We start from the raw sequence: 24,956 nt of genomic DNA, 5'->3' as shown, positions 1-24,956 counted from the left end.
AGCAGTGAAGAAGGCCGGCACCTTGAAGGCCGTGGCGGCAGCAGGCGGCTCTGCCCGCGCGGGCGGAGCGGCCGCCGCGCAAGTGAGCAGGCTCACGCGCCTGGCCGTCCTGCTCGCCATTTCGGTGGTCGCACTCGCGACGGCGTTGATCATCGCCATCGTCTTCGTCACGCGTACTCATCGCGAGGTCATCGCCGCGACAACCGATGGACGCCTGATTCCCGTCATTCCGCTGGACCAGCCATATGTGAGCGATGCGCGGGTGCTCGGCTATGTCGACGAGTGCGCGCGGGCGGTCTTCAGCCACGACTTCCTGCACTGGCGCACGACACTTCAGGGCTCGAAAGCCTGCTTCACCGAGAAGGGTGGAGACGCCGTGGAAGAGGCCCTTGCTCCCTGGGTGAAGGACATCGTTGACCGTGAGCTGACGATGTCTGTAAGCCTGGCTGACACCCCTGTGATCGCCAAGCGGGGCGAGTTCAACGGCGCTTTCGCCTGGCGCGTGCAAGCCCCAATTTCGCTCTTTCGTCGCGGGACGAAGGTCAGCGACGTGCCGCGGCCCTTCGTATTGCAGGTGGTCGTGCGCCGAGTAGCTCTGGATCAGAACCCTCGCGGCATCGCGATCGACAGCCTGCAACTGGTCCCTGATGCGTCCAGAAACTAACCCCTGTAGGCAGCAACCCTCAACCACCCATTCTTTAGTGCAACTAGCGAGAACCAACATGAGCGCGAACGAACAAAAACAACTCGATCCCGAAACCATCGGCATGGCGATTGCAACTGCCGAGATGGATGCCATCGAGGCAAACCATCCGGAGTGGTACGCGATGTACAACGAGGTCCTTCCCGATACGGCGGCCACTCGTGCAGAACTGGCCGAGCTCTGGGCGACGGCTCCTACGCCATTCGCGAATGCCTGCATCTATTCCAAGATGGCAATGCGTCTCGAGATCGCCGCCCACACGGGCATTCCGTTCGTCTAATTTGCGCATCGGAAAAGCGATGCCGAAGAGCACCATTGAAATAGTTTGCAGCACAATAGCGAAATGAATGAAAAAAGAGATTCAGTCACGCGAGCGAAAGCCCGAACAGCGATGGCTACGGGCATCGGCATTCGGGGTCGGCAGGCAGCCGCGGCCGCCTTGGTGGCGCTGCTCGGATGCGCGGGGCTGACCGCGGTGCACGCCCAGGGCGTGGCTCGCGTTTCAAGTCTGGGGGCTCCGGCCGGTGCCGCGGCGAACCAGCCAGGTGCCGCGCCCGCAGGCGCGTTGCCTCAGAATGGGCCCTCTCCGTCGGGCGCGCCCGGCGCACAGGGGTCAGGGCCCTTGGCGTCTCCAGCCACTCAGCCAACACAGGCTAGCGCCGCCGCCATGCCGACGCCCTATGTCGCGACCTCGCAGGCGGTGCTCGACAAAGTGGCGCCGCTGACGCTCAAGGAAATCGTCAATCTGCGCAAGCAGATTGAAGAGCGCAAGGATGCTTTCACGGAGAACGTGACCGGTCGTGCGCCCGCTCGGCCCACGAGTACCCAGACCACCGTGGATCTCTCTCCTGGCGGGACGCCGCCCGTGTTGCGTCTTTCGCCACGTCAAGGAGCGACGATCATGTTCGTTGACGCAGCGGGGCGTCCTTGGCCGGTCGAGGCCGCGGACAACTTCAATGACGCCGGGTATGACGTCAAGGCCCTGGCCGAACACGTCTATTCCGTCGGAATGAAGCTGCCGCAGATCGGCAACATCGCGTTCAAGCTCAAGGATATCTCCCGGCCGGTGTCGGTCACGGTGATGCCGGCGCAGGACGCGACGGACTACAACCTCGACCTGGTCGTGCCGAAGTTCGTGGGTGGCGTGCCGCCGACGGCAATGGCGAGTGCCGCGCCCGCTCCGACCCACATGGCCGACGAACTGATGGCCTACCTGTACCGCACCCCGCCGCGCGAGGCCCGGCGCCTCACGATCGGTGGCAGTGGTACAGACGAGATCATGGCTTGGCAGATCTCGCCCACGACCATGGCCGTTCGGACGTCGGCCCAGATCCTTTCGCCTGCGTGGATGCGCCGGCAGGGGTCCTCGGACGGCGTGTTCGTCTATCAGCTGCCGATTACCCCGGTGGTCGTCATCTCGCAAGGCGGCGAGCTTCGCAACGTGGCGCTCGGCGGAATCAGCGTCGAGCCGGCAGGTTCGAATGCCACCTCAGTTTCGGGAGCCATGTTGTCGAGCGCGGGGCTTCAAGGATCCACCAAGTGACGGGCGAAGCGCACATGAACAACGAACAGCAGCAACACGACGCCGGCGAACTGGAGTTCGACGCCACGGAAAGCAACGAGATTGGTGCCGCGCCGGCAGGGACGGGCAAAGGCACGCGGCTGGACCCCGGCGCCAAGCGGGTCATCAAATGGGTGGCGCTCGCTTTCGGCGTCGCCTTTGTGGCGGTCGGCGGACTCGTCTTCATGGCCAGTGGCAAGAAGGACATGAACGCCAATGTCGTGCTTCCTTTGCGCACCACGGGACAGCAGACGGATGTCGTTCAGACCGATTACGAGAAGGGCCGCCTCGCGGAGATCCAGCGTCAGAAGGCCGAGGAGAGCAAGACCGCAGGTGGCGTGTACGTGCCGCCGCCGGCGGGCGCTCCTGTCGCCCAGGACAAGTCCGGTGGCCCAGTCGGATTGGGCGCTCCAGGAGCGGGTCCGGGCCCTGGGTCGTACCAGACATACGTCAACGCTCCGCAGGTCGCCGTACAGCCGGGCTCGTACCAGGACCCTGCACGGCAGCAGGCCATTCAGGAAGGCCTGAATCGCCAACTTGCGCAGCTCTTGGCAGACGCACCCTCCGGCGCTGCCGTCTCCCGGGTGCAGGCGTACCAAGATCCCAACAAGGTGGCGGCGGGCCAGGGGCCGATGGGCGGCGCGGCGAGCGGGCAGGGCGCGGCCGCCACGAGCTCCGTCGCCGAAGATCTGGACCTCCCGGGCCCGCTGACCATCCAGGTGGCGCGGACCACTTCGCCGATCGATACGGCGAAGTCCCCCTACGTCTCAGCGGAGATCGTCGGTGGGAAGTTCGCGGGGGCGTTCCTGAAGGGAACCGCGGTCCTGAACCGGGGCGAGGGCCTCCAAGTCACATTCACGGATATTCGATTCAACGGCAAGGTTGCGAAGATCAACGCAGTGGCGCTGGACGAACAGACGTCGGCTGACGCTCTCGCTGGCAGCATCGATCGTCACATCCTCTCAAAGTACATCCTGCCGATCACGTTCGCCACGGTGAGTGGCGCGGCCAGCGCGATCTCCCAGCGCAGCTCGGAGGTCGTGACCAACGGGCTTAGCTCGTCGGTTGTCTTGCCTGAAGCGACGAATCGCCAGGCCGCCGCGGCTGGGCTGGCCTCGGCAACCCAGATCGGCCAGCAAGCCGTCCAGGGACTTGCGCAGCAGCCGAATACGGTGACGCTCGCTGCGAACACCACGATCGGCATTCTGTTCAACACGGTCCAGACACCGACCGCGTCCGCCGGAGCCAGCCAGCCGCAGATGCCGCAGCAACAGGAGCGCGTGCCACAGCAGGTGGTCTACGTGCCCGCGCCCGTTTCTCAGCCCAACCTGAGCACGGGCATGAACTACGGCTCCTTCGCCCCGGCGGCTCCAATGAATCAAATGCAGGTGCGCTAACTGATGAGCAACCACGAACACGAGCGCGACGAAGCCGAGGGCATTGGCAACTCCTTCGAGGATCAGCTGTGGGCTGACGACGCCGGCGGTGAAGCCCTGCTTCATGACTCGGCCGAAGCGGGCTTCGACAACCGCGAAGCGCGCGATACGCTGAGAGAGTCGCTGGACGATCCGACAGACGCGATTCCGAAGGATCAAGCCGAAGAACCGCCTCCCAGGAAGAAGTCGAGCCTGCCGTTCTATGGCGCGGTTGCTGCGTTCGCCGTCGTCGCCGTCGGGCTCGTCGGCTACCAGTCCGGCTTGATAGGCGGCTCACGCAAGCAGTCGGTCGATGCGACCCGGGTCGCCTCGGCCGTGGCGAGCGAGACGCTGAAGAAGCCGGACTCTTTGATGAGCGCTGCCGGCGCCGGCAACGCCGCCAGTGCCGATCCTCTTGGCGGAGGCAATGCAAAGCCGGGAGCGCAATTCGATGCGGAGGCGGGCCTTCTGGCGGACAAGAGTTCTGGACCCGCGCCGGCGGCAGCGGCAGCGGCAGCACCTATCGTGGCGAGTCAAGGGGCTCCAAAGTACTCTGCGGCCGCTGGCACTTCCTCTTCGTCCGTCGTTACACCGCCTCGGGATGCGGCGCCGGTGGCTGCCGCGCCAGTCGCTGCAGCGCCAGTCGCTAGTGCGCCAAGCGCTACCGCAGTTGAGAAGTCGGAGCCGGTCGTCTCCCAGATTGATGTTGTCAAGGCACCCCCGCCCGCGGCTGCACCTCTATCAACCGCACCGGCACGCGCCGCCCGCAGCGAATCGGACAAACCTGTCGCCGTAGCCGCCCGGACGGTGCCGGCCAAGGCCGCGAGGCGGCCGCACGTCGTCGCTACCGCGGGGCCCGCGAAGCCGACGAAGACTGCCTCGATCGCGTCAAAGCCTGTCCGCGTCGCGGTCGCGCAGGCGCGCAAGCCTTCGAAGGACAAGGGAGCGGGAAAGATCGACAAGGACGCGACGTCCGAGTCGAAGGAAGTGTTGGCTGGCTGGAAGCTTCGCGGCACATGGCCGAGCCACGGCCCAAGTCAGCTCGCCTGGATCGCGGACGACAACGGCCGTCTCATGACCGTGTCGGTGGGCGCACGGATCTCTGGCGCCCGGGTGGTGTCCATCGGCAATCGCGGCGAGGTGGTGCAAACCACGGCCGGCCAGATCGTTCCGTAGGGCGGACTAGCGATGCCAAATTTTGCAGCATTCCTCGGCGAATTCGCCGCGCTCGGAAAGGCGTTCGTCCCTCTCGTCTACTGGGCGGCGCTGCTGACGGGCTTCTTCTTCACCGGCTCGGCCCTTCACAAGATCGCGAAGATGGGCCACGACCAGGGCGGCGGCCAGGCCCCAACCTGGGGCGGCGTCGGCGGCAATCTTCTCGTCACGGTCGGCTGCACGATGCTGTCGTCCTGGGTGGAGTCGCTCACCAAAAGCTACGGCGGCATCGACGAAGGAGTGGCCTCGCAGATGGCGTACATGCGCGACAGCAGCTCCGGTGCATTGCAGCCCCTTTGGGCCGCGATCTACGCCTGGCTGTTCTTGCTAGGCATCTGCGCGATCTTTCGCGCCTTCCTTCTCTTCAATCGCGCCGCTCAAGGACACGACCGCGAGGGCGATGGTTTCTGGCGCGGGTTCTGGCACGTCGTCGGGGGCGCGGTGCTAGTCAATCTGGCGACACATTGATCACGTCACTCTGCCCCCCCCCAACCACCGCTCCCTCGCCCCGGCCCGAACGCATTTCGCAGTCCCCCATCCCCCCAACGCGTCAAACCCTCCACCTTCAAATCTCCCAAGGAGCAATCTTGAAAAAGCTGATTTCCAATCTGAACGTCCGCATCGCCATGGGCCTTGCCAACACCAGCGCCGTGGGCCGCAATGCCGCGGTTGCCGTAGTCACGACCCTCCTCGCGAGCCACGCGTTCGCGCTCGACGCCAACACCTCGATCAACGGCTTGATCAACCTGTTCAAGCTTACCGTTTCGCTGTTCCAGTGGGCGATGGTTGTATCCGGGATGGTCTCGATCTGCTACGGCTTGCTGAAGTGGAAGAAGAAAGGGCAGGACAACGGGGGCGATCAAGTCGAGGCCCGTCAAATCTGGATGCCTATTGCCGCTGGCGCCGCGATGATCTGCATCTGGGCGATCGTCGAGTTCGCAGTGACTGCGGCCGGCGGAAACACATCCGATGTAGGCAGGGTTCAGAGCTTCTAGCACAACATCGCCAATCAAATAATTCACAAAAGGCTACTGATACAAAGGCTAAAATGCTGTCGGGCAAGCGAACTGTATTCGCATTCTTCGGAGTGCACCATGCTGGTCGACGTCGGGGAGGGCACCTGTTCTCCTGGCGGTCGGCCATTTTCTTGCGTGAAGTAACGACCTAGAACATGTTCAAGCTGATCCCTGGTATCAAACGCAGCGTCTTTCGAGACAATGACCCGCGGGCAACGCAAGCCGACGCGGTGTTTGTCGCGCGCCGGCCTCAGGTGCTCGAGAAGTCTCGATACACGTGCCAGGGGTGCCTGTACCGATCGATGCAGACGCCGAAGAAGCCGACCAAGCTGCAGGTGCATCACCGCGACGACGACCACCATCACAACGACGACAGCAACCTGGCGCCCATCTGCAGCCTTTGCCATGGCTATCCCCACCTTGGATGCAAGACAACGTCGACCGGCGGCGGGGGCGGGCTCGCTTCCGAAGCACAGCTGGCCGCCATCCCCGAGCTGTCGGCTGCCGACCTGAACAACCTCCTGCGCGCGATTGGCGCTGCGATGTCGGACCCGCACGAGGCGGCCGCCGCCAGGCAGATCTACGAACTGCTCTGCGAGCGCGTTCGGCCCGTCCGTGCGGCCTTCGGGACCTCCAAGGCTCTGGACTTCGCCGGCGCCATGTCGAAGCTGAACGCGATCGACTATGCGAACCGCGGCGATGCCGTGTACGACCTGCGCCTCGTGTGGAAGCCTGACGTGCTGAAAAAGGCGGGCGCTGACATGCTCGAGGACCATCCCTCAATGAAGCCGAGCACCTGGGGCGCCTCGTATGGCGATCTGGTGGACGAGGCGCTGGCCGGTCAGGTCTGACACGAGGGATCGGAAGCTCGACATGGCAATCAGCAGCTCGCGTCCCGGTTCGTACCGGAATTCCGCCCCGACCGAGGAGGAACTCCCGACCGCCCTGGGGACCGCGCCAGATTTCGGCGTGGCCCACTTCGACCTCCAGGACGTGACGTCGGGCGGCGTCTGCTACTCGACCAAGGGGGGCTTCCGTCGCTTTCAGTCCGGCGGGGACCTCATGAACCTCATCTGGGTGACGAACCTGGACATGGTGCCCAAACAGCTGCCGAGCCTGCGCTCGAACAAGTTCTTGCAGACCAAGCTGACGACGCTCGCGGAGGATCTGGGCGCCGAGCTCACCGGATTCAAACAGGTGAATGGCATCGACAAGGGCGGGATGGTGGACGTGGCTCGCGTGCTGAACCATACCCGCGATCTGGTCGTGGCGGCCTATCCGTGGAAGGCACCCGATCGAGAGTGGAACAAGCCGCGCCTGAGCGAGTGCATCTCCGAGCTTCTGCCCTCGGTGGAGCGTTCTGTCGCGCAGATCGAAGTCGCGCTGCGCGGGGCTTACCAGTCCTGGAGCAGCCCGCAGATGCAGCAGAAGATGATGTACGACCGCGGCTCGCGGATGATCTACTTCCGCCGAAATCGCGTCCAACACGCGCTGGACATCATGCGCACGCCGCTTCCTTCGAACGGCTGGTCGATGGCCACGAATTATTCCCTCGACAGCTTGCTCGACCCCGGGCAGCCGTCGTTGGTCGAGGTCGCGATCGAATGGCGCCACGCTGACGCTGACCTGGTCTCTCTCATTGCGTTCGGCGCCGATGCATCGAACACCCTGATCCGCCGCTGGGTGTCCCAGATCGAGCTGACGTGGCTGCTGCAGTACGCCCGCATCACGGTTCTGTCTGCCTATGCAGCAAACGCGGCCGCGCAGCTCCCGCCCCAGCTTCAGCTGCCGAACGTGATTGCAGGCGACCCCGTCTACCAGCTCTCCATTCCTCATGGTCTTGTCGCGGAGGCGCACTGGGCGGGCCTGGCGCGGCCGGTCTACAGCCGGCTGAAGCGACAGTCCGAGATCTCTTCGACGTCTGTCTGGTACCGAGCCATGGATCGTGCGATCTCATTTCAGATGGCCCTGGCGGCCAAGGAACTGGGCGGCAACGTGACCGGTTATGGCTCGGGTGGCGTTCAGGTGCGCCTGGAGAACCTTTCGGTACAACAACTGCTTGAAGTGTCCGACGCAGTCGGGGCCAGTCACCCGTGTCTGGCCTCGGAGATCGTCGGTCGAGAGAGGGGAGATACGTGAACGACCATGCCCACCGCGAGTCTCGACTCGCCGACACCATCGCCAAAACGCCGGCGGCCGCGGGACCCGACTTCATCAACTGGCTCACTATGTGGTGTCAGAGTGGAGTGCGCGAGGAGTCCGGACCGAGGAAGCCGTTCGCCTTCGTGCCGCTCAAGGAGCGCCAGATGCGGGATGTCCTGGATGAGGACAACACGCAGCCCATGCGTCGGATGCTCTCGCATCATCCAGGTGCCCCGATGGCATTCGCCGAGATCGCTCGGCAGCCATCGGCGTTCCTGCGCTTGCGTGCGTTGATCGAATACCTGAAGGTCCAATCTGAACGGCCATCAGTGACGAACGCGAGTGACGAAGGATCGGTGACGGCTTACGTCAGCCCGCTGCACATCAACGAGGTGATGCGCGGCTTCAACCTCGAGGATTCCGACGAGGCTGAGCTCGAGATCACGCGCCTGCGCGCGCTGGCGCGCGAGCGGGTGATGGAGGACCTGCTCGGGATTGCAGGATCTGCCTCCGAACATGCGTTCACCGCGGCAATGGGAACATGGCTTCGAAAGGAGTACATGCGTCGCCAGGCGTCAGAAAAGCAGTTGCGCGGCGGCTCATCCGCCACGGCGTCCGCCAGTGCAGCAGGTGCGACCCGCGAACAAGGCGGCGACCAGGCCATCGGCCTTCCAGCGGAGCGCCCGGGGCGTCTCGGCTTTCGTGCCGCATCGACAGGCTCGATGGAGCCTGGTGAGGTCGCGACGAGCCCAGGCTCGACGGCGCCTGCCCCTGATCGGCCCCCTGGCGATCGGCCCCTCGGATTCGGCTTCCGGCGTCCTGCCGGTTGAGCCGCGGCGTTCACCTTTCACGCGCCCGCAGGCGCGCCAGTTCTTAGGAGACCCATGCTCATCAACGCAATCGAGTCGTTCATCTACTGGGCCGGCTCCCAGCTCACTCTCGGCGACACAGACCTGGCCTGCGACTGGCGCGCTCCAATCCAGACGGATGCGGATGTGCCCGCCGAGATCATGGCGCTCAAGAGCGGGAGCGTGGTCTCGTTCATCGAGATCAAGGGCATCCGGCGTTATGTCGGCGCGAAGGAGTTCGAGACCTTGGCCGAGAACCTCGCCACGATCCTGTCCAATCGGATGAAGGCCGGCAACGGGCGCAACCACAGCATGACGTTCTGCTTTCGCAGCGATCCGGCGGGGTCTGTGCGGCTGGCGCGAGAGCTCATGGCTCCCATGTCCACGACGGCCAAGCGCCTGGGCATGACCGAGACCGCGTTCTTCGATGCGCGCGTGGACGAGCTGGCGCGGGCCTGTACCGATGAAGCGGTCTACCTGGCTGTGTTCACGCACCGCGCGGGCATGAACGCCAACGAGCAGGCCAACCTGGTCGAGCGGCAGAAGAAGGCGGCGGCGGAGCTTCGCAACCGCAAGGTCACCGTCGCCTTCAACGACACTTTCTCGCAGTCCCTGGCACAGCCGTCCAACCTACTGGTTACCCGCCACAAGTCGATGGTCGAGAACCTGGTGAAGGATCTCTCAGTGGAGATCAACACAGGCGGCACCTATTTGCTGGCCCACACGATGAGCGTGCGCGAGGCTGCGAACATGGTGCGTCGCGTGTTCGACCACACGGATTTCCCATCGACCTGGGCGCCGCGATTCCTCGGCGACAAGGGCGCCATGGCTGCGAGTCCGATCAGGCGAGCGGACGAAGCCGCGGTAATGCCTGTCGCGCTCTCCCGCCAGATGATCCCCGCGAGCTTCAAGGAAGAGTTCAAGGCGTTTGAGTTCGCTCGTCAAGGTTCAAGCTTCACGGCCAGTGTCGTCGTCGAAGTGCTGCCGGAGGAAGGCTCCCAGCCCTTCAACAAGCTCATGGACAAGCTGGGCCGCACGATCCCGCTGGCCTACGCGCAGGACGTGCTGCCCTCGGGCCTCGAGTTCCGGAAGGCCGACCAGTTCTTCGGCAGCTTCATGGCCGCCATGGGTGACTTCAACAAGGGCATCAAGCGCGGGTGGGACCAGCTCAAGAGCCTTGAAAGGGAGGGCGGCTACGTCGCGGCGACCCGCATGACGATGACCACCTGGGCGAAGACCGAAGAGCAGCTGCAGTTCCAGGTCGAGTACCTCCGCAGCTCGATCGAGGCCTGGGGCTCGACCGTCTGTTCCAACGAGACGGGCGAGCCCGCGCTCGCGGCGATCTCGACGGCGGCGGGCTTCTCGCGCGCGAGTTCCGCGCCCTACCTTCCGGCGCCCATCGGCGAGATCACCCGGATGTCACCGGTGGTGCGCGCGGCGTCGATCTGGAAGACCGGGCAGCTGATCGCTTCGACCCTGGAGGGCCGGCCGTACCCGATCGCGCTCGGCTCGGGCCTGCAAACGTCTTGGGCGACGGTAGGCTTCGCCCCGACCGGCTCGGGCAAGTCGTTCTTCATGAACCTGCTCAACTCGGGGCTTCTCATGGCGCCTGGCGCGCAAGACGTGCCTTACGTGACGGTGGTCGACGTGGGGCCGAGCTCGAAGCTCATCATGGACCTCTATCGCGCCATGCTGCCGGCGAGCAAGCGCGACCAGGTCGTCTCCATCCGGATCAAGAACTCTCCCGAGTACACGGTCAACCCGTTCGACACCTTCCTGGGCCTCGACCAGTGCACTGAGCAGGATCGCGACTTCATCGTTGCGGTCCTCGGCACCATCTCCCCGGCTCTTGGAGCAGAAGCCGACAAGTTCTTCCAGAAGCTGATCGCCGCTGCGTACGAGCGCTTCTCGCGGCTGTCATCGGACGCGAAGCCATGGCAGAACGCGATGGATCCGGAAGTCGGCGCGCTGTATGAGCAGTTGGGCAACGAGATCATCGAAGGGCGTACCCGCGTGTGGGACGTGGTCGACGCTCTGTTCAAGGCGGGCCATGTTGTGATGGCCGAGCGCGCACAGCGCTATGCAATGCCTATCCTGAAGGACCTGTCGAAGGTCGTTTCGCAGCCGGACATCATGCTGATGTACGGCGAGGCGCTGGCGGCCAACGGCGTCGAGACCATGATCAAGGTGTTCCAGCGCAACCTGAGCGCGGCGTCCACGGGCACCTACACCCTTCTGAGCAGCTACACCCAGGCGAACCTGGGCTCCGCGCGCGCCATCTCGATCGACCTCGAGGAGGTGGTGGGTTCGACGACGTCGGAGGAGGGCCGCCGCCGCTCAGCGCTCATGTTCCTGTTCGCCCGCCGCCTGGGCGCGAAGAACTTCTTCGCCCGCTGGGAGGAGATCGCGCCGCTGGTCCCGGAGCTATATCGCCGCTACCAGAAGGATCGCGTTGAGAAGATGTGGGAGCAGATGAAGTTCCTCGAGTACGACGAGGTGCACTACGCATCCGGCGCCGAGTCGTTCCAGATGTTGCTGCAGCAGGACTTGCGCGTGGGTCGCAAGTTCAACATGATCACGATGATGATGAGCCAGCTGATCTCCGACTTTCCGGAGGCGATCATGGCGAACTCGACCAACTTCTACGTGTTCGGACTGGGCGACGGCAGCATGGCCGACCGGGTGAAGGCGGCGTTCAAGCTGAGCGACGCCGAGATGCAGGCGATCAGCACGCATTGCCGCCGGCCAGGCACGCTCTTCGCGCGCTTCGCCACCACCGAGGGCGTGCTGGCCCAGGTGTTGAAGACCACCGCCAGCCCGCTCGACAAATGGGCCTTCACGACCAACGCCGCGGACGCGCCGGTCCGCGCGGCGCTCGCGCTGAAGCTGGGCGGTACCGACGATAGTTACTGGCAGGCGCTCCGTTTGCTGGCCAAGATGCTTCCGGCCGGCACAGCCAAGCCGATGATTGCGGCGTTGATGGCCGAGAAGGGCGAGTTCGACGTTACCGAGGAGTCGGTGTCGATGGATGTGGCCGCACGATTGATCGCACGGGCACACAGCGAAGGACTGCTTTCCAGCGACGGCGTCGACGAGCGCGCGGACGAAGCCGTGGTGGTCTGAACCGTTCTTCGTTGTTCACGCACCGTTTCGTAGGGCCCGGCCTTGAACGGAACTACCTCACGGCGTGGGTGAAGGTGTCCGGATTGATCTTTAGAGGCGGCTGGATCGTGAAGAAGAAGGCGGCGCCCATTCCGGCGCGCCCCTTGGCCCAGATGCGGCCGCCGTGCCGTTCGATGATGCGTTGCGCGGCCGTGAGGCCGATGCCTTGCCCTTCAAAGTCGTCCGACGTGTTGAGCCGATGAAAAGGTTTGAAGATCCACTGCTCGTTGGCGGGATCAAAACCGGGGCCGTTGTCACGCACGTAGAAGACCGTTTCGACCAATCCTGCGCGCGCCCCCACTTCGATAATTGTCCCCGTCGACTGCGCTGTGAACTTCCAGGCGTTCCCCATCAGGTTGGCAAGCACCACCCTGAGCAGAGTGGCGTCGGCGGTCGCGTACATGCCATCCTGGATGCGGAATTCGACGGTCCGCGTCGGGTCGCCGCCCCGCAGCGACCGCGCGATCGCGTACGCCATCACCGTGACATCAAGGTCCTGCCGCTTCACCGCGGTGTTTCGAGCAAGCGCCAACGCCTGAACGTCTTGGGCCAGTCCTTCCATCTTGATCGCAGACGCCAGGACATCCTGACGTTCATCCTCGCGCATTTCAGGCAGATTCTCGGCGTCGGCTTCCAGGATGCCGCGCAATTTGCTGAACGGCGTCGAGAGCCTTTGAGACAAGGAGACCGAGAAGTTCTCGATGTTGTCGGCCTCTCGGCGCAGCTCGCTCTCTCTCGTCTTGAAGCCCTGCTCCAGAGCGCGCAGCTGCCTGCCATATCTTCGATACCCAAACCAGGCTGCGTAGCAGATCAGGGAGAACAGGCTCAGCGATGACGCGGTCCAGATCATGCGCTCGCGCGCGAAGGTGCGCCATGGCGCGAGCACCTGATCTCGAGGATAGCCAACGAGCATCACGGCGTCGACGTCACGGAGTTGTCGATAGCTCATGATTCGCGTGATGCCATCCAGCTGGCTCTTCACCTCGTACGTGCCCGCGCCTTGGAAGATGGGAGGATCTCCAACGGGCAGGAAGCCGATCGATCCGTCGATGAACGGTTGCCGAAAGATGATTCCCCCGCTTCCCCGGCCGACGATCAAGAAGTTGGCATCGCGCAGATTCCCCATCTGCTCGTACAAGCTGTGCATATACGAGAGGTCGATCCCGACCAGAACGGCGCCCAGCATCTTTCCGTCGCGCGACGCAATGATGCGCGAAATGGGCAGAACCCACCCCCCGGTCAGGTCGGAGTAGTGGGCATGAGCGACGTGTATGCCGAGGTCCGTCGGGTGCGCGAGGTGATAAGCGATGGCCGGACGCTGGCGCACGGAGAGGCCCTCCTGAGTCGCAGGCACGCCGACCGTCGCCACAACCGTCCCGGTCGCATCGAGCACAAGCATCGCCCGCGTGCCTACTGCATCGCCCGCTACGCGCCGCAGCTCCGCGTCGAGTTCTGAGGCAGGTTGACCGCGTGGCCCTCCTTCTGCCTGCAGTTTCAACGTGATCGCATTCAGGCTTGAAATCGCGCTGCGCGTGACGGCAGTGAACTGCTCTGAGAGGCTCAGGGCTTCGAGTTGCGTCTCTCGGCGCGCGCTCTCAAGGGCTGCGTCACGGATCGGCAGCGTCGTCCACCAGGCGGCGAAGGTGGCGAGCGCGATTGCGGCGAGGACGGCGAGGCCGGAGAGAATGCGGACGACTACAGAGCGGGACGGCATGCCTACGAGATCAGGGGAGTGAGCCTTCATTCTCACCCGTCGGCTACGGCGCCTGGCGGACTTCGGCCTCTATAGCAAGAAAGTAAACATGAGGCCAAGAGGTCCTTGAAGGACGCGGGCTAGCTCTTGGGCGATCGATGTTGGATGCTGGCGGGGCCATGGCGCACCTGAAACAGATCAATCTCGCGTGCCTCTTGATTTCACCTTCGCTTGAAGCCGCGTCGGTCTCTTCCGGCACCCGCTAACGCCGTAGCATCTCGCTCAGTCCAAACGTGTACCTGTCGAGGACGCCGGCGCGAAGAAGCGTGAACCCCCAATCGAAGGATTGCTGCACGGCGTCGGTCGCACCGATAGTGCCGTCGTTGTGCATGATAGCCAGAGCGCGCACAAGCACGGTGGCGGTTAGTTGCTCCTCACGGGCGATTCGGAAGAGCGTCTGCAGCTCGGGGCCGATGCCCGAGTGAAACTCTTCGCTGAGGTATTGCTCTACGGTCCCGAGATCGCTGTGACCTTCCATCGAGCGCACGGGTACCAGGATGGGATCGTCCTGGTCGATTCCATCGATCCATCCGAGGTCCACGCCGTCGACGTTGATCACCGAGAAGATGCAATCGACCTGCAGGAGCTGGTGCTCGATCGGCAAGGTGAAGTCGCTCGCGTAGGGCGAGTACAAGGCGCAGGCGACGCGCGTGCCATGGCTCATGTGCAAGGTCATCGGGGCGCCCTCGGAGCCTTGTCCTTGAGCATATTGTTCAAGCCGATGCGCCGCCCTTGCACCGCGCCGGCCAGCTGAACGGCGCGTGCGTTCGAGACCTCGAACTGATGACGTGCGGAAGCCTCGAACTGTTCGGCGCTGTCGGCTTGGAGCTCCAAGGCGCTGTCGTTCAGCGGCGTGGCGGCGTCGCGACCCGTGGACTGACGGCTCCGCAGGTTGGAGCTCAGACCTTCGGCCTGATTCAATAGAGCTAGAGCTGCCATCGCTTCACCATGCGCCTCCGCGCACAGCTCGAGCAATGCCTCGCGTTGGAGGGCCGCGCGTTCGCTGGCCACGCTGGTCATGGGTCGATCGGGATCCGAGCCGAGCGGCACGTCGGCCTCGTCTGGCAATGGCGCATCTGCCTGCCATACGTCGACGGGGGGCTCATCTCGGCGCTGCCGGATGTCGTCGGGGCGGGTGAGCGCGAAGCGTTCCTCGGAGACGTCCGCGGGCTTGCTTCTGATGGAGGTGGCAGCCTGGCTGAAGTGCGCCCGCTCCACGCTGCGTTGCATTTGCTGGATCAGCTCCAGGCCGACCGAATCGAGGCGGACGGTCCGGCGGTCGCCCGTACGGCGGGCGGCCTGCTGGATCAGAACGTGGTTGCGCTCGCGTAGTTGAACCATCTCGACCATGTTGAGGGCGTTGCCGGGCAGGTGCTTCATGTCCGCGTGACGGCTTGCGTCCCGACCCGGGCCTCCGAGCGGGTCAACGTACTCGTCGACGCCCAGGCCTGCCGCCGCGTCTTCGGCGCCGGCCGAGCCGGCGGCCCCGGAACTGCCGCCTGCGGTTGCGCTCGTCCCCGTGGCTCCATTCGCTCCAGCGGCCGCGGCGGGACGGGTCCCGAACCCCAGCGCAGCTCTCAGGGTAGGGCGAGAAGGTGGCTCGTACGGACTTCGCACATCGGACGGGTTCGTCGGTGGATTGGCAGGCATGTGTTAGCGAGCAGTCGCTCAGGTTGTAGACGAGCTCTTCGGTTCCGGTCCCGAACGCCGACCCTGGGCAACGGGGGGCGGGCGACAAGCGCTCGGCCGGCTCCAGGCAGTCCGTAGCAATAGCGACTCAGCCTGTTTGAAGAATATTGGGCTCAACATTGACCGAATATAATTTGCACCGATATCATAGTACGGTGTAAATAACGTCAAAGAAGGTTTCGGAATGAACGGAAGCAATATTTCGCACGGGAACGACACGGCAAGCATTCCGGCTTTCCTGTCGCAGGGCGATTCCACCCGGACCGTGATCGGTGCCGACTCCAACTTCATGGGCGACATCAGCATCCGTGAAGGCCAGGACCTGTACATCGAAGGATGTGTCGTAGGCAACGTTTTCCACGGCGGCAAGGTCGTTATCGCCAGTTCCGGCATGGTGATCGGCTCGATCTTCGCGGCGCACCTGGAAGTTCACGGCGTCGTGGATGCGCCCGACGGCGAAATTCTGGCGGCGAACCTGGTGGTGCACGGAACCTCGCGTGTCACAGCCAGTGAGGTCACGGTGGCCGCCGGCTGCATGAACTACGAGCGCGGCGGCTTCATGAGCGCCCAGATGGGCATGCTCTCCGAGTCCGAGGTGAAGATGCGCATTGACACCCTTCTCCAGGAAGAGCTCAGCCGCGCACAGGAGCACCGGGCCTCCATCGAGCGCGCCCGAAATGCCGCGCGCGAGCTCCGTGCGCCCATTGCCCGCGCAGCAACGGTCTCAACGGTCTCCAACGCTGCTGCCTTTGTCGCGGAGGTCGTCGAGCAGGCACCCGCACCCGCGCCCGCGCCTGCGCCCGCCGCCTCGTCCGCCGCTGGCGTCGTTGGCGCAGCAGTCACAGGTCCCCGCCCGGCGATGGCTCTCGTCCCAGCGATCGTCGAGCTTGACGCCGACGAGTCCGCCGACTCGGTCGAGACCGCCCGGGCATACGCGGCCTGAAGGTCTGCATGCCACGCTTTCGCCACGTAAGTGCTAGCGAAGGCTCGGATCACTTATCCACAGCCACTGGGGACAAGTGGTCCCCGAATCGGGCCCAAGCCTTTGCCCATGCGGCATCGGCTGGGTTGCGCGCGCAATAGGCACCTGCCGCGCGGCAGAGGTGCTCCTTACCACGACTTCCAGAGATTCAACGGCCGCCGATGCAGTCCACGATGACGACCATGCCCAAGGGCACATTCGACCGCGAGCTCGCGAAGCTGGTGTTCGGCGATGACGTGACGCGTCAGCGCGGGCCTCTGACGGATGCGCAGCAGAAGGAATGCTCCGACAAACTCCTGCGCTGGTTTCATGACACCCCGGTGGTCGTGATCGCCAAGCATGCGCATGCCATCGATCGCCAATGGGTCTCGATGCTTCATGGCGCTCACCTTCGAGTGGTGGTCCAGTGGTTCGCCGAGAACGCGCCGGCGGTCGGCCGCCTGATGCCGAAGGTGACTCGTTACACCGAAGCCATGGTACGCATCGTTGGCTACAACGCCCTTTACCAGCCCGGGCCGCTCTTGCGATTGCGCTTCGCCCTCGAGATGGACAACCAGAGCGGCTCGGCCGCTGCAAGTGGGAGATGAGGAATGGCTGCTCCTGAGAGCGAGAAGACCGCTGGCGCGCCGCCGCGTGGCAAGTTGCGCCGAGCGGCCGAGGTGGCCAACACGGTACTGGTGCCCAAGGGGGTCGGACTGGCCCTTTGCCAGTTCGGCAAGTCCAAGCACAACATTGGCGAGGCACTGGAAGCGGCGCGCGAGACGAGGCGGCGACTGCTTTTCGATTCGAAGCTCCCGATCAAGTCGGTCATCCTGCAGGACGGGACGGAGCACCTGTTGCCGGCCGATCCATCGGAGCGGTTCGAGTTCCTCTACGAGGTCATGGACTGGGACCCCGAATATCACAAGAGTCAGGTACGGGCGGCGCGCCGCACCAAGTTCGGCTCGATCGTGATGACCGCGCTTTCCTTCGCGTTGGTCTGCTTCATGATTTTCGTGGTTCCGATGTGGATCGCGTTCCTGCTGATCCCTGCGGCCCTCCTGGTCCTGGCCATTGGCGCAGCCACTGCATTCCGCTGGGCTCTGGTCGAGTTCCAGTACACGAGGCGCTCCCTCATCAACTTCAAGACGTTCCTCGTCCAGCCTGACGTTTTCCGATGGATTTTCTGCTGATCACCGTCCTGGCCGGGTCGCTCGGAATGGGCCAGCCGGCCCAGACCAGCCAGGTCAAGGTTTCCCTGCCCGAGCAGTTGCCAGCGCACTGCGTCCAAGCGGCGGCCAATCGATATGACGTGCCGGCGATGTTGCTTCTGGCCATCGTGAAGCGAGAGTCAAGGGGTCGGCAGGCGGTGAACTGCCGAAACGCCGGCGGCGGATGCGACCTGGGCATTTCCCAGATCAACTCGCAGTGGTGGGCGCCCTACTTGATGAAGAACTACGGCATCGCCCCGGAGAGGCTTCTCAATGACAACTGCCAAGCACTGATGGCGCAGTCGTTCATCCTGCGAAAGGAATCGCGATCTGCGCAGTGCAATGGAGACCTGTGGTGCGCGGCGGCTCGCTACCACTCTCCCAACTCGCTCGAACTCCAGCGCCAATACGTCGCCAAGGTGTGGGAAGCGCACGTTGACATCCTGCAGCGGGGAGCCTTCTGATGGCCAAGGGGAACAGCGCGAGCTCGAACGCCGCAAACGCGGAGAGCCAGGCCATCCAGATGATGCTTGGCATGGGACTGGTGGTCCTGATCCTGGGGGCAGCGCTCTGGTTTACGGGTTCCAATCGGATCGTCTACTACTGGTCCCCCGTCTTCAAGGCCGCCGGTTGGCTCTACAACCTGATTCCCGGGGGCGGGGAGGCTTGGGGACGGGTGAGCTACCTGCACGACGCTTTCCGCGCGCGGCCCAGGGATGTGGCGCTGACGGACTTCCTGCGTTTCGCCGACTTGGCCCTCTTTCCCCTGGTCGTCCTGACCGCGATCGCCATGGTCGGCGCGGTGGCCTGGACGTTCACGCGCAGCGCAAACAAGCTCGCGCGCAGGCCGACGCCGGAGACGCTGACCCAGATCCTGTCGCGCCGGTTCTCGGGCGTCGTCCCGGTGATGCACCTGGGCTCTCAACTCATTCTGGACAAGCTCCCCAAGTGGCGCCGTCAGGTATGGCCTGAGGAGGTCCTCATGAAGCACAAGATCAACGGCAAGCCCATGCTGACGGACAACAAGGTCAACCTCGACCAGGTCCGCCAGTACTTCCAGGGCGAGCCGAAGCTGATCAAGGGAGCGAACCGGCTCAAGAGCCACATGCTGGGCATTCAGCTCGTCTCGCTCCTGCACGATCGCGGCAAGAAGGTGGTCTACCCGGACCGCATGAGTCCGGCCGGCAAGGTCATGTACGCGTTGCTTGTCGCGCACGCCTTCGGTGGAAAGGAAGGCAAGAAGGACTACGAGCGGGCGATGAACGAGCTCAACTACTCGTGCACGAACCACCCGGAAGGCCTCCCGAACCTCACCGTAGCGCAGTGGATCTTCGACAAGTACCGGCTGCATGAGCGGGCCTCGAACCTCTTCGCTGTTCACCATTGGGAGTACACGTACCTGTACGCGCTGTTCTTCATGGCGAAGCGCCAAGGGAAGGTCACCCATAGGCAGTGGATCTGGCTCAAGCCCCAGGATCGAATTCTCTTCTACGTGCTGAACACAGTGCTACGGAAGGTTCCGCACACCGAGTCGGCTGCCGTCTGGTGCCAGTTCGACTTCGAGCGCAAGGCCGCCAAGGCCGGTCTCGTTCCGGTCAGTCCCCAAGGCCATCCGCAAATCGTGGTCCAGCCCGCCGAGGAGGCGATGGTCGAAGCGTGGAACCACCACGTCAATGGCACGGACGATGACGAAGACAAATGGTGGGCGGAGGGTCAGATCTGGCGCCGCGCGAACAACGTGAAGCTGCAAGCGCCTCCGCTGCCGCCGTCGGAGGCGCTGCATGCGGCAAACGCAGACACCCGCTTCGACGACGAGGCGCGCTCCGAGCGGGAGGAGGCGGCGCGGCGCTTCAACAGCAAGGCGCGTGAGGGCGCCGAGTCCTTGATGGGGACCGGCGAATCCATGGCGGACTTCGCTGCCCTGGCGGCCGCGGCTGGCCGGACGGGCGTTGCGGGCCAGGGTGCCGCGCGCTCGGGCGCTCTCGACTTCTGACCGAGCAGGTCACTTCTTCACCCAGAAACATGCAATCGAAACACATGAACAGCCACCGGACCCAATCGCCGACAACGCCGTCGGCCCCGATTCTGGATCTCTCGGCTGGCGGCCGCTTCAGCATCACGTACGGTGAAGAGCCGAAGCCGGAGGACCGGTCAACTGCGGTGGTGGCCCTGATGGTGGCGATCCGCGCAGTGGAGGTGTGGCGGATCGTCTGGATCGGGCCGGAGTCTTCCATGGTTCTGTACCAAGGCGACAAGGAGATCTGGCGCGCCGATGTCGCAGCGGGACCGGAATCGCTCAAGGGCTCCGGAGCATTTCGGCTGATCGCTGGGCAGTTCCGAGCGCACAAGGAGCAACAGATGCCGTACACGGCTCCGCTCGGTGGCTTCGCACGATTGGCCGGCGGTCTCAAGACCCGTGTCTCCAGCCCGGCAGCTGTCGGTCGCTCGCTCCTCGCGCTCGTGCGTTGGTTCCTGATGCTCATGGGCATCGTGCTGTGCGTCACGATGCTCGCGCAGTGCAGTGGCAGGAAGACGGCAGGCGCTCCGGCGCAGGTGAGTGCCTCGGCTGCTGCGGCTGCTGCGGTCCCGCCCGAGCTGCGCGACCGCACCCTCGGCGAGACCTTGTCGCCTACCGAGATGCAGGTGGTGGCCAACGCGACGCGCGAGATGGGCATCCAGATGCGCCCGTCGGGCCAGCCTTTCGTCGTCTTCAGCGATCCCAATTGCACGTCGTGCAAGGACCTGGAGCCCAAGCTCTCGCAGGTCGATCCGCGTTTCGTGCCGGTGATCGTCCCGGTGTCGTTCAAGCCAGGCTCCGAGGAACTGGTGAAGCGCGTCCTATGCGCCAAGGACACGGTCGCTGCCTGGTCGGCGGCCATCGGCGCCTACGAGCCGGGGGGCGACGCGGTGAGCGATGGGGCTTGCGCGGGCGCGGCGGAAAAGGTCACGAAGGCGAACGGCGCCTTCGTGGCGCTGAACTTCACGGGTACTCCGACCCTCGTCTCCGCCACCGGGAAAGTCGCGGCGGGCTCCGGCTCGCTTGACGACATCAACAAATGGCTTGTGGCGAACGGCGGCCTGAAGGCGGACGCTCTTCAGCCGGCCGCCCGCTAAACGAGTCCCACCGACCCATCCTCGCCATTGGACCCTCGCATGTCAGTATCTTCCTTCAGTGGCTTCCTCGCGCGGGTTCTCGCGTTGGTGAATCGCCAGCCGTCGGCGCCCGAGCTCGCGGGCGATGACGAGCCGTCCGAACCATCGCCGGAGGTGGTCGATTGCGTCACCGCGTTCGACGACGGTGTGCGCGCGGCTTCAAAGGCCTGGTCAAGCGGAGCGCTGCTGCCCAAGGTCAACCCTCGAAGGGTCGAGCGGGTGCTCGAGGCGCTGCAGTCGCGCGAGACGCTCACCATCTCCTCGTTGATCGTGGAGATCGCCGCGCCGGACAATGCAGTGTCCGCTGTCGCCGCACATACGGCCGCGAACAATGTCATGCGCGAGCAGTTCGTGCGCGGAGTCATGGGCGCCGTCATGGCGGCCATCGTGGACGTGGAGAGGGCCCACCATTCCGAAGCGCTCCAGGCCGGCGCGCTGCTGGCGCGCACCCGCAGCTGGATCGCCCATCCGCTCCACCGCCAAAAGCCCGGTCCTGGCACTGCCGACCTGAAGGCCCTTGAGGATGCGAACGAGGTGCTTTGCAACATCGCCGCGGACATCCTGAAGGGGAGCGACGAACAAGCCGCTGCAATGGTTCGCCTGGGGATTGTCGGACCGGTGGCCGTCGCGCTGCAGATCGCGCAGATGCTGCAGGGCACGAGGCCTGCCATGTGCGTCGACCAGACCAGCGCCTGGGCCTGACCCGCTGCGCATCCCACTCCCTCACGTCCAGCGCCCGCGCTGAATCGGACCCTACATGGCCCTCATCGAACAGCACCAGGAAGTAAAGCTCTCACGCAACATTGCGGACGTCCGCTCGTGGGGGGAAAAGTATGCTGAGAAGCTATCCAAGCCTTCTTTCCTGGCCGTCAACGTCGGTGGGGTCATCCTGGCGATGGTCGCTCTCAAGCCGCTTTGGCCCCTCTGGATTGTTGCGTTCCTCTTCCTCTTCTTCACGCACCTGAGCTACCGCGTGATCCTGCCGCTTCGGTATCCGCCCGACGGCCACGACGAGAACGGCAAGGAAGGCGACGGGATCATGTACGTGGGCCATATCCGATCGTCCAACCCGTATGAGAACTTCCGCGAAGTGTGGATGGCCGACTCGGATCTGCGCACGCACTTCTTGATCCTGGGCTCCACCGGTTCGGGCAAATCCGAGACGCTCAAGGGCATGTTCTACAACGCCCTGTGCTGGGGCTCGGGCTTCTTCCTGGCCGATGGCAAGGCGGACAACAAGATGCCGCTGGACCTGATGGCCATGTGCCGTATGTTGGGCGCGGACGATGACTTTCTCGCGCTCAACTTCCTGATCGGCGGCAGCTCGCCCGAGAAGATCCGGGCGTCGCGCCGCCGGCGCACGAACATGATCAACACGTTCTCGGACTCCGACGCCGACACGCAGATCCAGATGGGCGCCAACCTCTTGCCGAAGGCGGAAGGGGACGGAAAGAGCTGGCAGGAGAAGGCCCTGAACTTCTGGCGCTCCCTGGTGGCCGCGCTTTGCTACAAGCGGGACACCCAAGGCTTCGAGATCTCTGTGGGCGTCTACATCGACTACATGGGCCTGCCCAAGGTCGAGGAACTGTACGCCGAAGGCTACAAGGAATACATCGACAAGGGCGAGTGGTCCTACGGCTTCGTCGGCATCAAGAGCTACTGCGAGTCGGGCGGGTGCCCCGGCTTCATGGTCGATCGCGTGATCGCAAAGTTCAACCTCCCGCCTGATCCGAACTCCGCAAGTCGCACCGGCCTGCCGACCGATCGCGCAGCGGGGGGCGGCCGCGGCTCCGCGGCAGCCACGGCCGGAAAGCCTGCGCAAAAGACCGAGCAAGACCAGGCGACCTACGACCAGCATGGCTACCGCATCGGCCAGCTCATGCCGGCGCTCAACCTGCTGGACAAGACCTATGGTCACATCTTCCGCGCGAAGTACTCCGAGATCGACATGGTCGACGTGGCACTGAACAATCGTGTGCTGGTGATGATGATCCCGTCGCTTGAGAAGTCAGCCTCCGAAGCGGAGAACCTGGGCAAGCTTGCCATCGCGTGCCTGCGCGTGATGATGGGCCGGAATCTTGGCGCGGACATCGAAGGCGACCGATCGACGGTGCTCGAGTCGAAGGCCACCGAGGCGAACTACCCGTTCCTGGTCGCGCTCGACGAGCTGGGCTACTACTTTTCCGACGGCATCGCAGTGATGTTCGCGCAGGCCCGGTCGTTGGGCATGTCGATGATCGCCGCGGCGCAGGACATCGAGAAGCTCACCGAGGGCAGCCGTGCCGCGGAAGCCGGCGCAATGCTGGCCAACGCCGTGGCGAAGTACTTCATGCGGATCGACGATGCGCAGAAGACACAGAAGCTGATCTCCGACTACGTGGGCAAGGCGCGCGTGGCGGTCTACAACCAGTACGAGCTCAACGCCGGCGGGTTCCGCCGCGACAAGGCGATCTCGGTGGAGACCGTTGAGCGAGTGACCATCGACGACATGCAGAGCATGAAGACCGGGCAGGGCCTGATCAACACCCGCGGGAAGTCCTTCGGCATCGCTGGCTTCTATGTTGGCGACTACCTCGACCGGTACAAGATGAAGACGTTCCGGCTGAACCGGTTCCTTCAGGTGCGCCCGGTGTCGATGCAGGAGGTCGAGGCGAATGCGATCAAGGCGGACGCGCTCGACGACAAGGTGTCGCGCGGCCTGAGGCTCATTGAGCTCCTGACCTACAAGACGAGCCCGAACCTGCAGGTCGAGGACGACATGTTGATCGGACGGGTGTCCATGGTGGCGCAAGGCCTGCCTGCGAGCATCACCGGCGCCGAGCGCGGCGCGGCCCTGTACGTCGCCGCGCGCCGGGCGGCGGAGGATTTGGGCCTCATCGTCGGCGGAGCGGGTGCCGGTGGATCGTTGGGCGGAGGTGACCGGCCGCACACGGATGCCGGCGTCGGAAACACCGCTCAGCCAGGCGCTGAGGTGCCCGCAGGCCAGGCCGCAGCCGCCGGAGATCCGGATGAGAGCGTCGGTCTCCCGTCTTCGGGCGAGTTCGCATCGTTCACGAGACCTGCGGAGGCACGAACGGCGCCGTTGGCCTTCTCGTCGACGGAAGAGGCTGGCTCCTCCGGCCTGGCCGCGCCGCCTGTCGAGGCCGCGTCGGAGACGAGCGACGACCCCTTTGCTTACCTCGACGTTTCGATCTTCGAACGCCGGCCGGTGGAGGAGGTGGCCGCACCGGCGCGCCGCGCCCCGACGGCTGTGCCGGCCTTCCCGGCTCCGCCTGCCAATGTCCTGCGGTCCGGAGCCCCCGCACCCGCACCCGCACCAGCCCCGATTCGCCGGCAGCCGGATGCGTTTGATGTGGATGCGTTCATCGACGGCGCCATGGGGACGGTGGAACCCGTTCGACCATTGACAGCGCCGACATCGGCGCCCGTCGATCCCGCTGCTCTGTTCGCCGACCTCGACGGGGCGGCTGCCGCCAGCCAGGCCACTCCGCACGCGAACTCCGCAAGCGAGCCACTCGTAGCCGCTTCGGACATCTTTGCGCCGGATGTTCTGTCGTCGGCGGTGAAGGCGACGATCGCGGCGATGTTGTCCACCGGGACAGTCGTGCGCGAACAATATAATTCGGCTTCGAGCGGAAAGGCGATCGTTCACACGCATAATGGCGCCGCTGAAGAGGTTGTAGTACCAAAAGTGACAGCCTCGGCCACGCTGGGTCAGAACCAGGGGTGGGTCTCGAATGCCTTGGCGGGCGCGGAAACGACGCTCAAGAAGGTTGGACCCGATGCCATCGGTTTCGACGATCGCACCCGGGACCTGGTGGTCTCGGTTGAAGCCGCCCTGGGCGGACCAGATCCCGTGGCCGCGGCCCAGATCACCGAGCGCATCGTTGCCGCACAGGTGACGCCGGTCGAGGAGGATGAGTTGCCGACCGATGGGAAGGAGCAGAGCGTCGATGAGTTCCTGGCAAGCCTGGGCGAAGCCATGTAGGCCTGTTTCGAATCGTGCTGTAGTTCTGTCGCTTCCTGGCGAATTGGGCTGAAGTCCCAGTTGTTAAAATCTGGCGTACTGCATATATTCGTTTGTGCAGCACTCATTTCGTGGAAAATTTGGAAGATCCGGGATCGAA

22 protein-coding genes are annotated in these 24,956 nt (G+C 64.3%); 19 read left to right on the top strand and 3 right to left on the bottom strand.

Going from position 1 to position 24,956, the window contains the following annotated elements:
• Window positions 1-4 precede the first annotated feature (4 nt).
• The 11 genes from AC1DNF_RS10555 (at window position 5) to AC1DNF_RS10505 (ending at window position 12,023) form a co-directional block, all read left to right on the top strand.
• Complete coding sequence (locus AC1DNF_RS10555; RefSeq protein ID WP_478148531.1) at window positions 5-664, top strand: DotI/IcmL family type IV secretion protein; 660 nt, start codon at window positions 5-7, stop codon at window positions 662-664.
• Between the two features lie 58 nt (window positions 665-722).
• Window positions 723-983: a hypothetical protein gene (locus tag AC1DNF_RS10550; RefSeq protein WP_478148530.1), complete on the top strand. Its 261-nt coding sequence runs from the start codon at window positions 723-725 to the stop codon at window positions 981-983.
• 387 nt (window positions 984-1,370) lie between these two features.
• Window positions 1,371-2,246 (top strand): DotH/IcmK family type IV secretion protein, encoded by an 876-nt coding sequence (locus AC1DNF_RS10545; RefSeq protein WP_478148529.1) that lies wholly within the window; start codon window positions 1,371-1,373, stop codon window positions 2,244-2,246.
• Window positions 2,247-2,260: 14 nt separating this feature from the next.
• Window positions 2,261-3,661, top strand: a complete 1,401-nt coding sequence (locus AC1DNF_RS10540; protein WP_478148528.1) for a DotG/IcmE/VirB10 family type IV secretion system protein — start codon at window positions 2,261-2,263, stop codon at window positions 3,659-3,661.
• Window positions 3,662-3,664: 3 nt separating this feature from the next.
• Window positions 3,665-4,855, top strand: coding sequence for a hypothetical protein (locus AC1DNF_RS10535; protein ID WP_478148527.1), 1,191 nt, complete (start codon window positions 3,665-3,667; stop codon window positions 4,853-4,855).
• A 12-nt stretch (window positions 4,856-4,867) separates the two neighbouring features.
• Window positions 4,868-5,362 (top strand): hypothetical protein, encoded by a 495-nt coding sequence (locus tag AC1DNF_RS10530; RefSeq protein WP_478148526.1) that lies wholly within the window; start codon window positions 4,868-4,870, stop codon window positions 5,360-5,362.
• 119 nt (window positions 5,363-5,481) lie between these two features.
• Entirely contained in the window at window positions 5,482-5,889 is a 408-nt protein-coding gene (locus AC1DNF_RS10525; RefSeq protein WP_478148525.1) for a DUF6750 family protein, read from the top strand.
• 323 nt (window positions 5,890-6,212) lie between these two features.
• On the top strand, window positions 6,213-6,761 hold the full coding sequence (locus tag AC1DNF_RS10520; protein WP_478148524.1) for a hypothetical protein: 549 nt from the start codon (window positions 6,213-6,215) through the stop codon (window positions 6,759-6,761).
• A gap of 22 nt (window positions 6,762-6,783) precedes the next feature.
• Entirely contained in the window at window positions 6,784-8,049 is a 1,266-nt protein-coding gene (locus tag AC1DNF_RS10515) for a hypothetical protein (protein ID WP_478148523.1), read from the top strand.
• The gene (locus AC1DNF_RS10510) at window positions 8,046-8,882 is read left to right on the top strand and encodes a hypothetical protein (protein ID WP_478148522.1); all 837 of its coding nucleotides are present in this window, start codon (window positions 8,046-8,048) and stop codon (window positions 8,880-8,882) included. The genes AC1DNF_RS10515 and AC1DNF_RS10510 overlap by 4 nt, the downstream gene beginning before the upstream one ends.
• A gap of 54 nt (window positions 8,883-8,936) precedes the next feature.
• Complete coding sequence (locus AC1DNF_RS10505; protein WP_478148521.1) at window positions 8,937-12,023, top strand: hypothetical protein; 3,087 nt, start codon at window positions 8,937-8,939, stop codon at window positions 12,021-12,023.
• Window positions 12,024-12,075: 52 nt separating this feature from the next.
• On the opposite strand, the gene AC1DNF_RS10500 is transcribed toward AC1DNF_RS10505, so the two are convergent.
• The 3 genes from AC1DNF_RS10500 to AC1DNF_RS10490 all read right to left on the bottom strand — a co-directional run bounded on the left by AC1DNF_RS10500 (window position 12,076) and on the right by AC1DNF_RS10490 (window position 15,195).
• Window positions 12,076-13,806: a sensor histidine kinase gene (locus tag AC1DNF_RS10500; protein ID WP_478148520.1), complete on the bottom strand. Its 1,731-nt coding sequence runs from the start codon at window positions 13,804-13,806 to the stop codon at window positions 12,076-12,078.
• 211 nt (window positions 13,807-14,017) lie between these two features.
• Entirely contained in the window at window positions 14,018-14,491 is a 474-nt protein-coding gene (locus tag AC1DNF_RS10495; protein WP_478148519.1) for a hypothetical protein, read from the bottom strand.
• Window positions 14,488-15,195 carry a hypothetical protein gene (locus AC1DNF_RS10490; protein WP_478148518.1) on the bottom strand — a complete coding sequence of 236 codons (708 nt, stop codon included), beginning with the start codon at window positions 15,193-15,195 and terminating at the stop codon, window positions 14,488-14,490. Before AC1DNF_RS10490 ends, AC1DNF_RS10495 begins: the two co-directional genes overlap by 4 nt.
• Window positions 15,196-15,688: 493 nt before the next feature.
• Here AC1DNF_RS10490 and AC1DNF_RS10485 point away from each other — a divergent pair, with 493 nt between their 5' ends.
• The 8 genes from AC1DNF_RS10485 (at window position 15,689) to AC1DNF_RS10450 (ending at window position 24,817) form a co-directional block, all read left to right on the top strand.
• Entirely contained in the window at window positions 15,689-16,447 is a 759-nt protein-coding gene (locus AC1DNF_RS10485) for a bactofilin family protein (protein ID WP_478148517.1), read from the top strand.
• A gap of 212 nt (window positions 16,448-16,659) precedes the next feature.
• Window positions 16,660-17,073 carry a hypothetical protein gene (locus AC1DNF_RS10480; protein ID WP_478148516.1) on the top strand — a complete coding sequence of 138 codons (414 nt, stop codon included), beginning with the start codon at window positions 16,660-16,662 and terminating at the stop codon, window positions 17,071-17,073.
• A 90-nt stretch (window positions 17,074-17,163) separates the two neighbouring features.
• Window positions 17,164-17,658 (top strand): hypothetical protein, encoded by a 495-nt coding sequence (locus AC1DNF_RS10475; protein ID WP_478148515.1) that lies wholly within the window; start codon window positions 17,164-17,166, stop codon window positions 17,656-17,658.
• Window positions 17,643-18,140 (top strand): lytic transglycosylase domain-containing protein, encoded by a 498-nt coding sequence (locus tag AC1DNF_RS10470; protein WP_478148514.1) that lies wholly within the window; start codon window positions 17,643-17,645, stop codon window positions 18,138-18,140. The genes AC1DNF_RS10475 and AC1DNF_RS10470 overlap by 16 nt, the downstream gene beginning before the upstream one ends.
• Window positions 18,140-19,669, top strand: a complete 1,530-nt coding sequence (locus AC1DNF_RS10465) for a secretion/conjugation apparatus DotM-related subunit (protein WP_478148513.1) — start codon at window positions 18,140-18,142, stop codon at window positions 19,667-19,669. Before AC1DNF_RS10470 ends, AC1DNF_RS10465 begins: the two co-directional genes overlap by 1 nt.
• A gap of 44 nt (window positions 19,670-19,713) precedes the next feature.
• Window positions 19,714-20,790, top strand: coding sequence for a thioredoxin fold domain-containing protein (locus AC1DNF_RS10460; protein ID WP_478148512.1), 1,077 nt, complete (start codon window positions 19,714-19,716; stop codon window positions 20,788-20,790).
• Between the two features lie 39 nt (window positions 20,791-20,829).
• Complete coding sequence (locus AC1DNF_RS10455) at window positions 20,830-21,531, top strand: hypothetical protein (protein ID WP_478148511.1); 702 nt, start codon at window positions 20,830-20,832, stop codon at window positions 21,529-21,531.
• Window positions 21,532-21,586: 55 nt separating this feature from the next.
• Entirely contained in the window at window positions 21,587-24,817 is a 3,231-nt protein-coding gene (locus tag AC1DNF_RS10450) for a TraM recognition domain-containing protein (RefSeq protein ID WP_478148510.1), read from the top strand.
• The last annotated feature ends 139 nt before the right edge of the window (window positions 24,818-24,956 follow it).

It is taken from the genome of Variovorax sp. 01T432 (assembly GCF_056398605.1).
The sequence above is the reverse complement of the archived record's forward strand: the minus strand, read 5'-3'. Positions and strand labels throughout refer to the sequence as shown.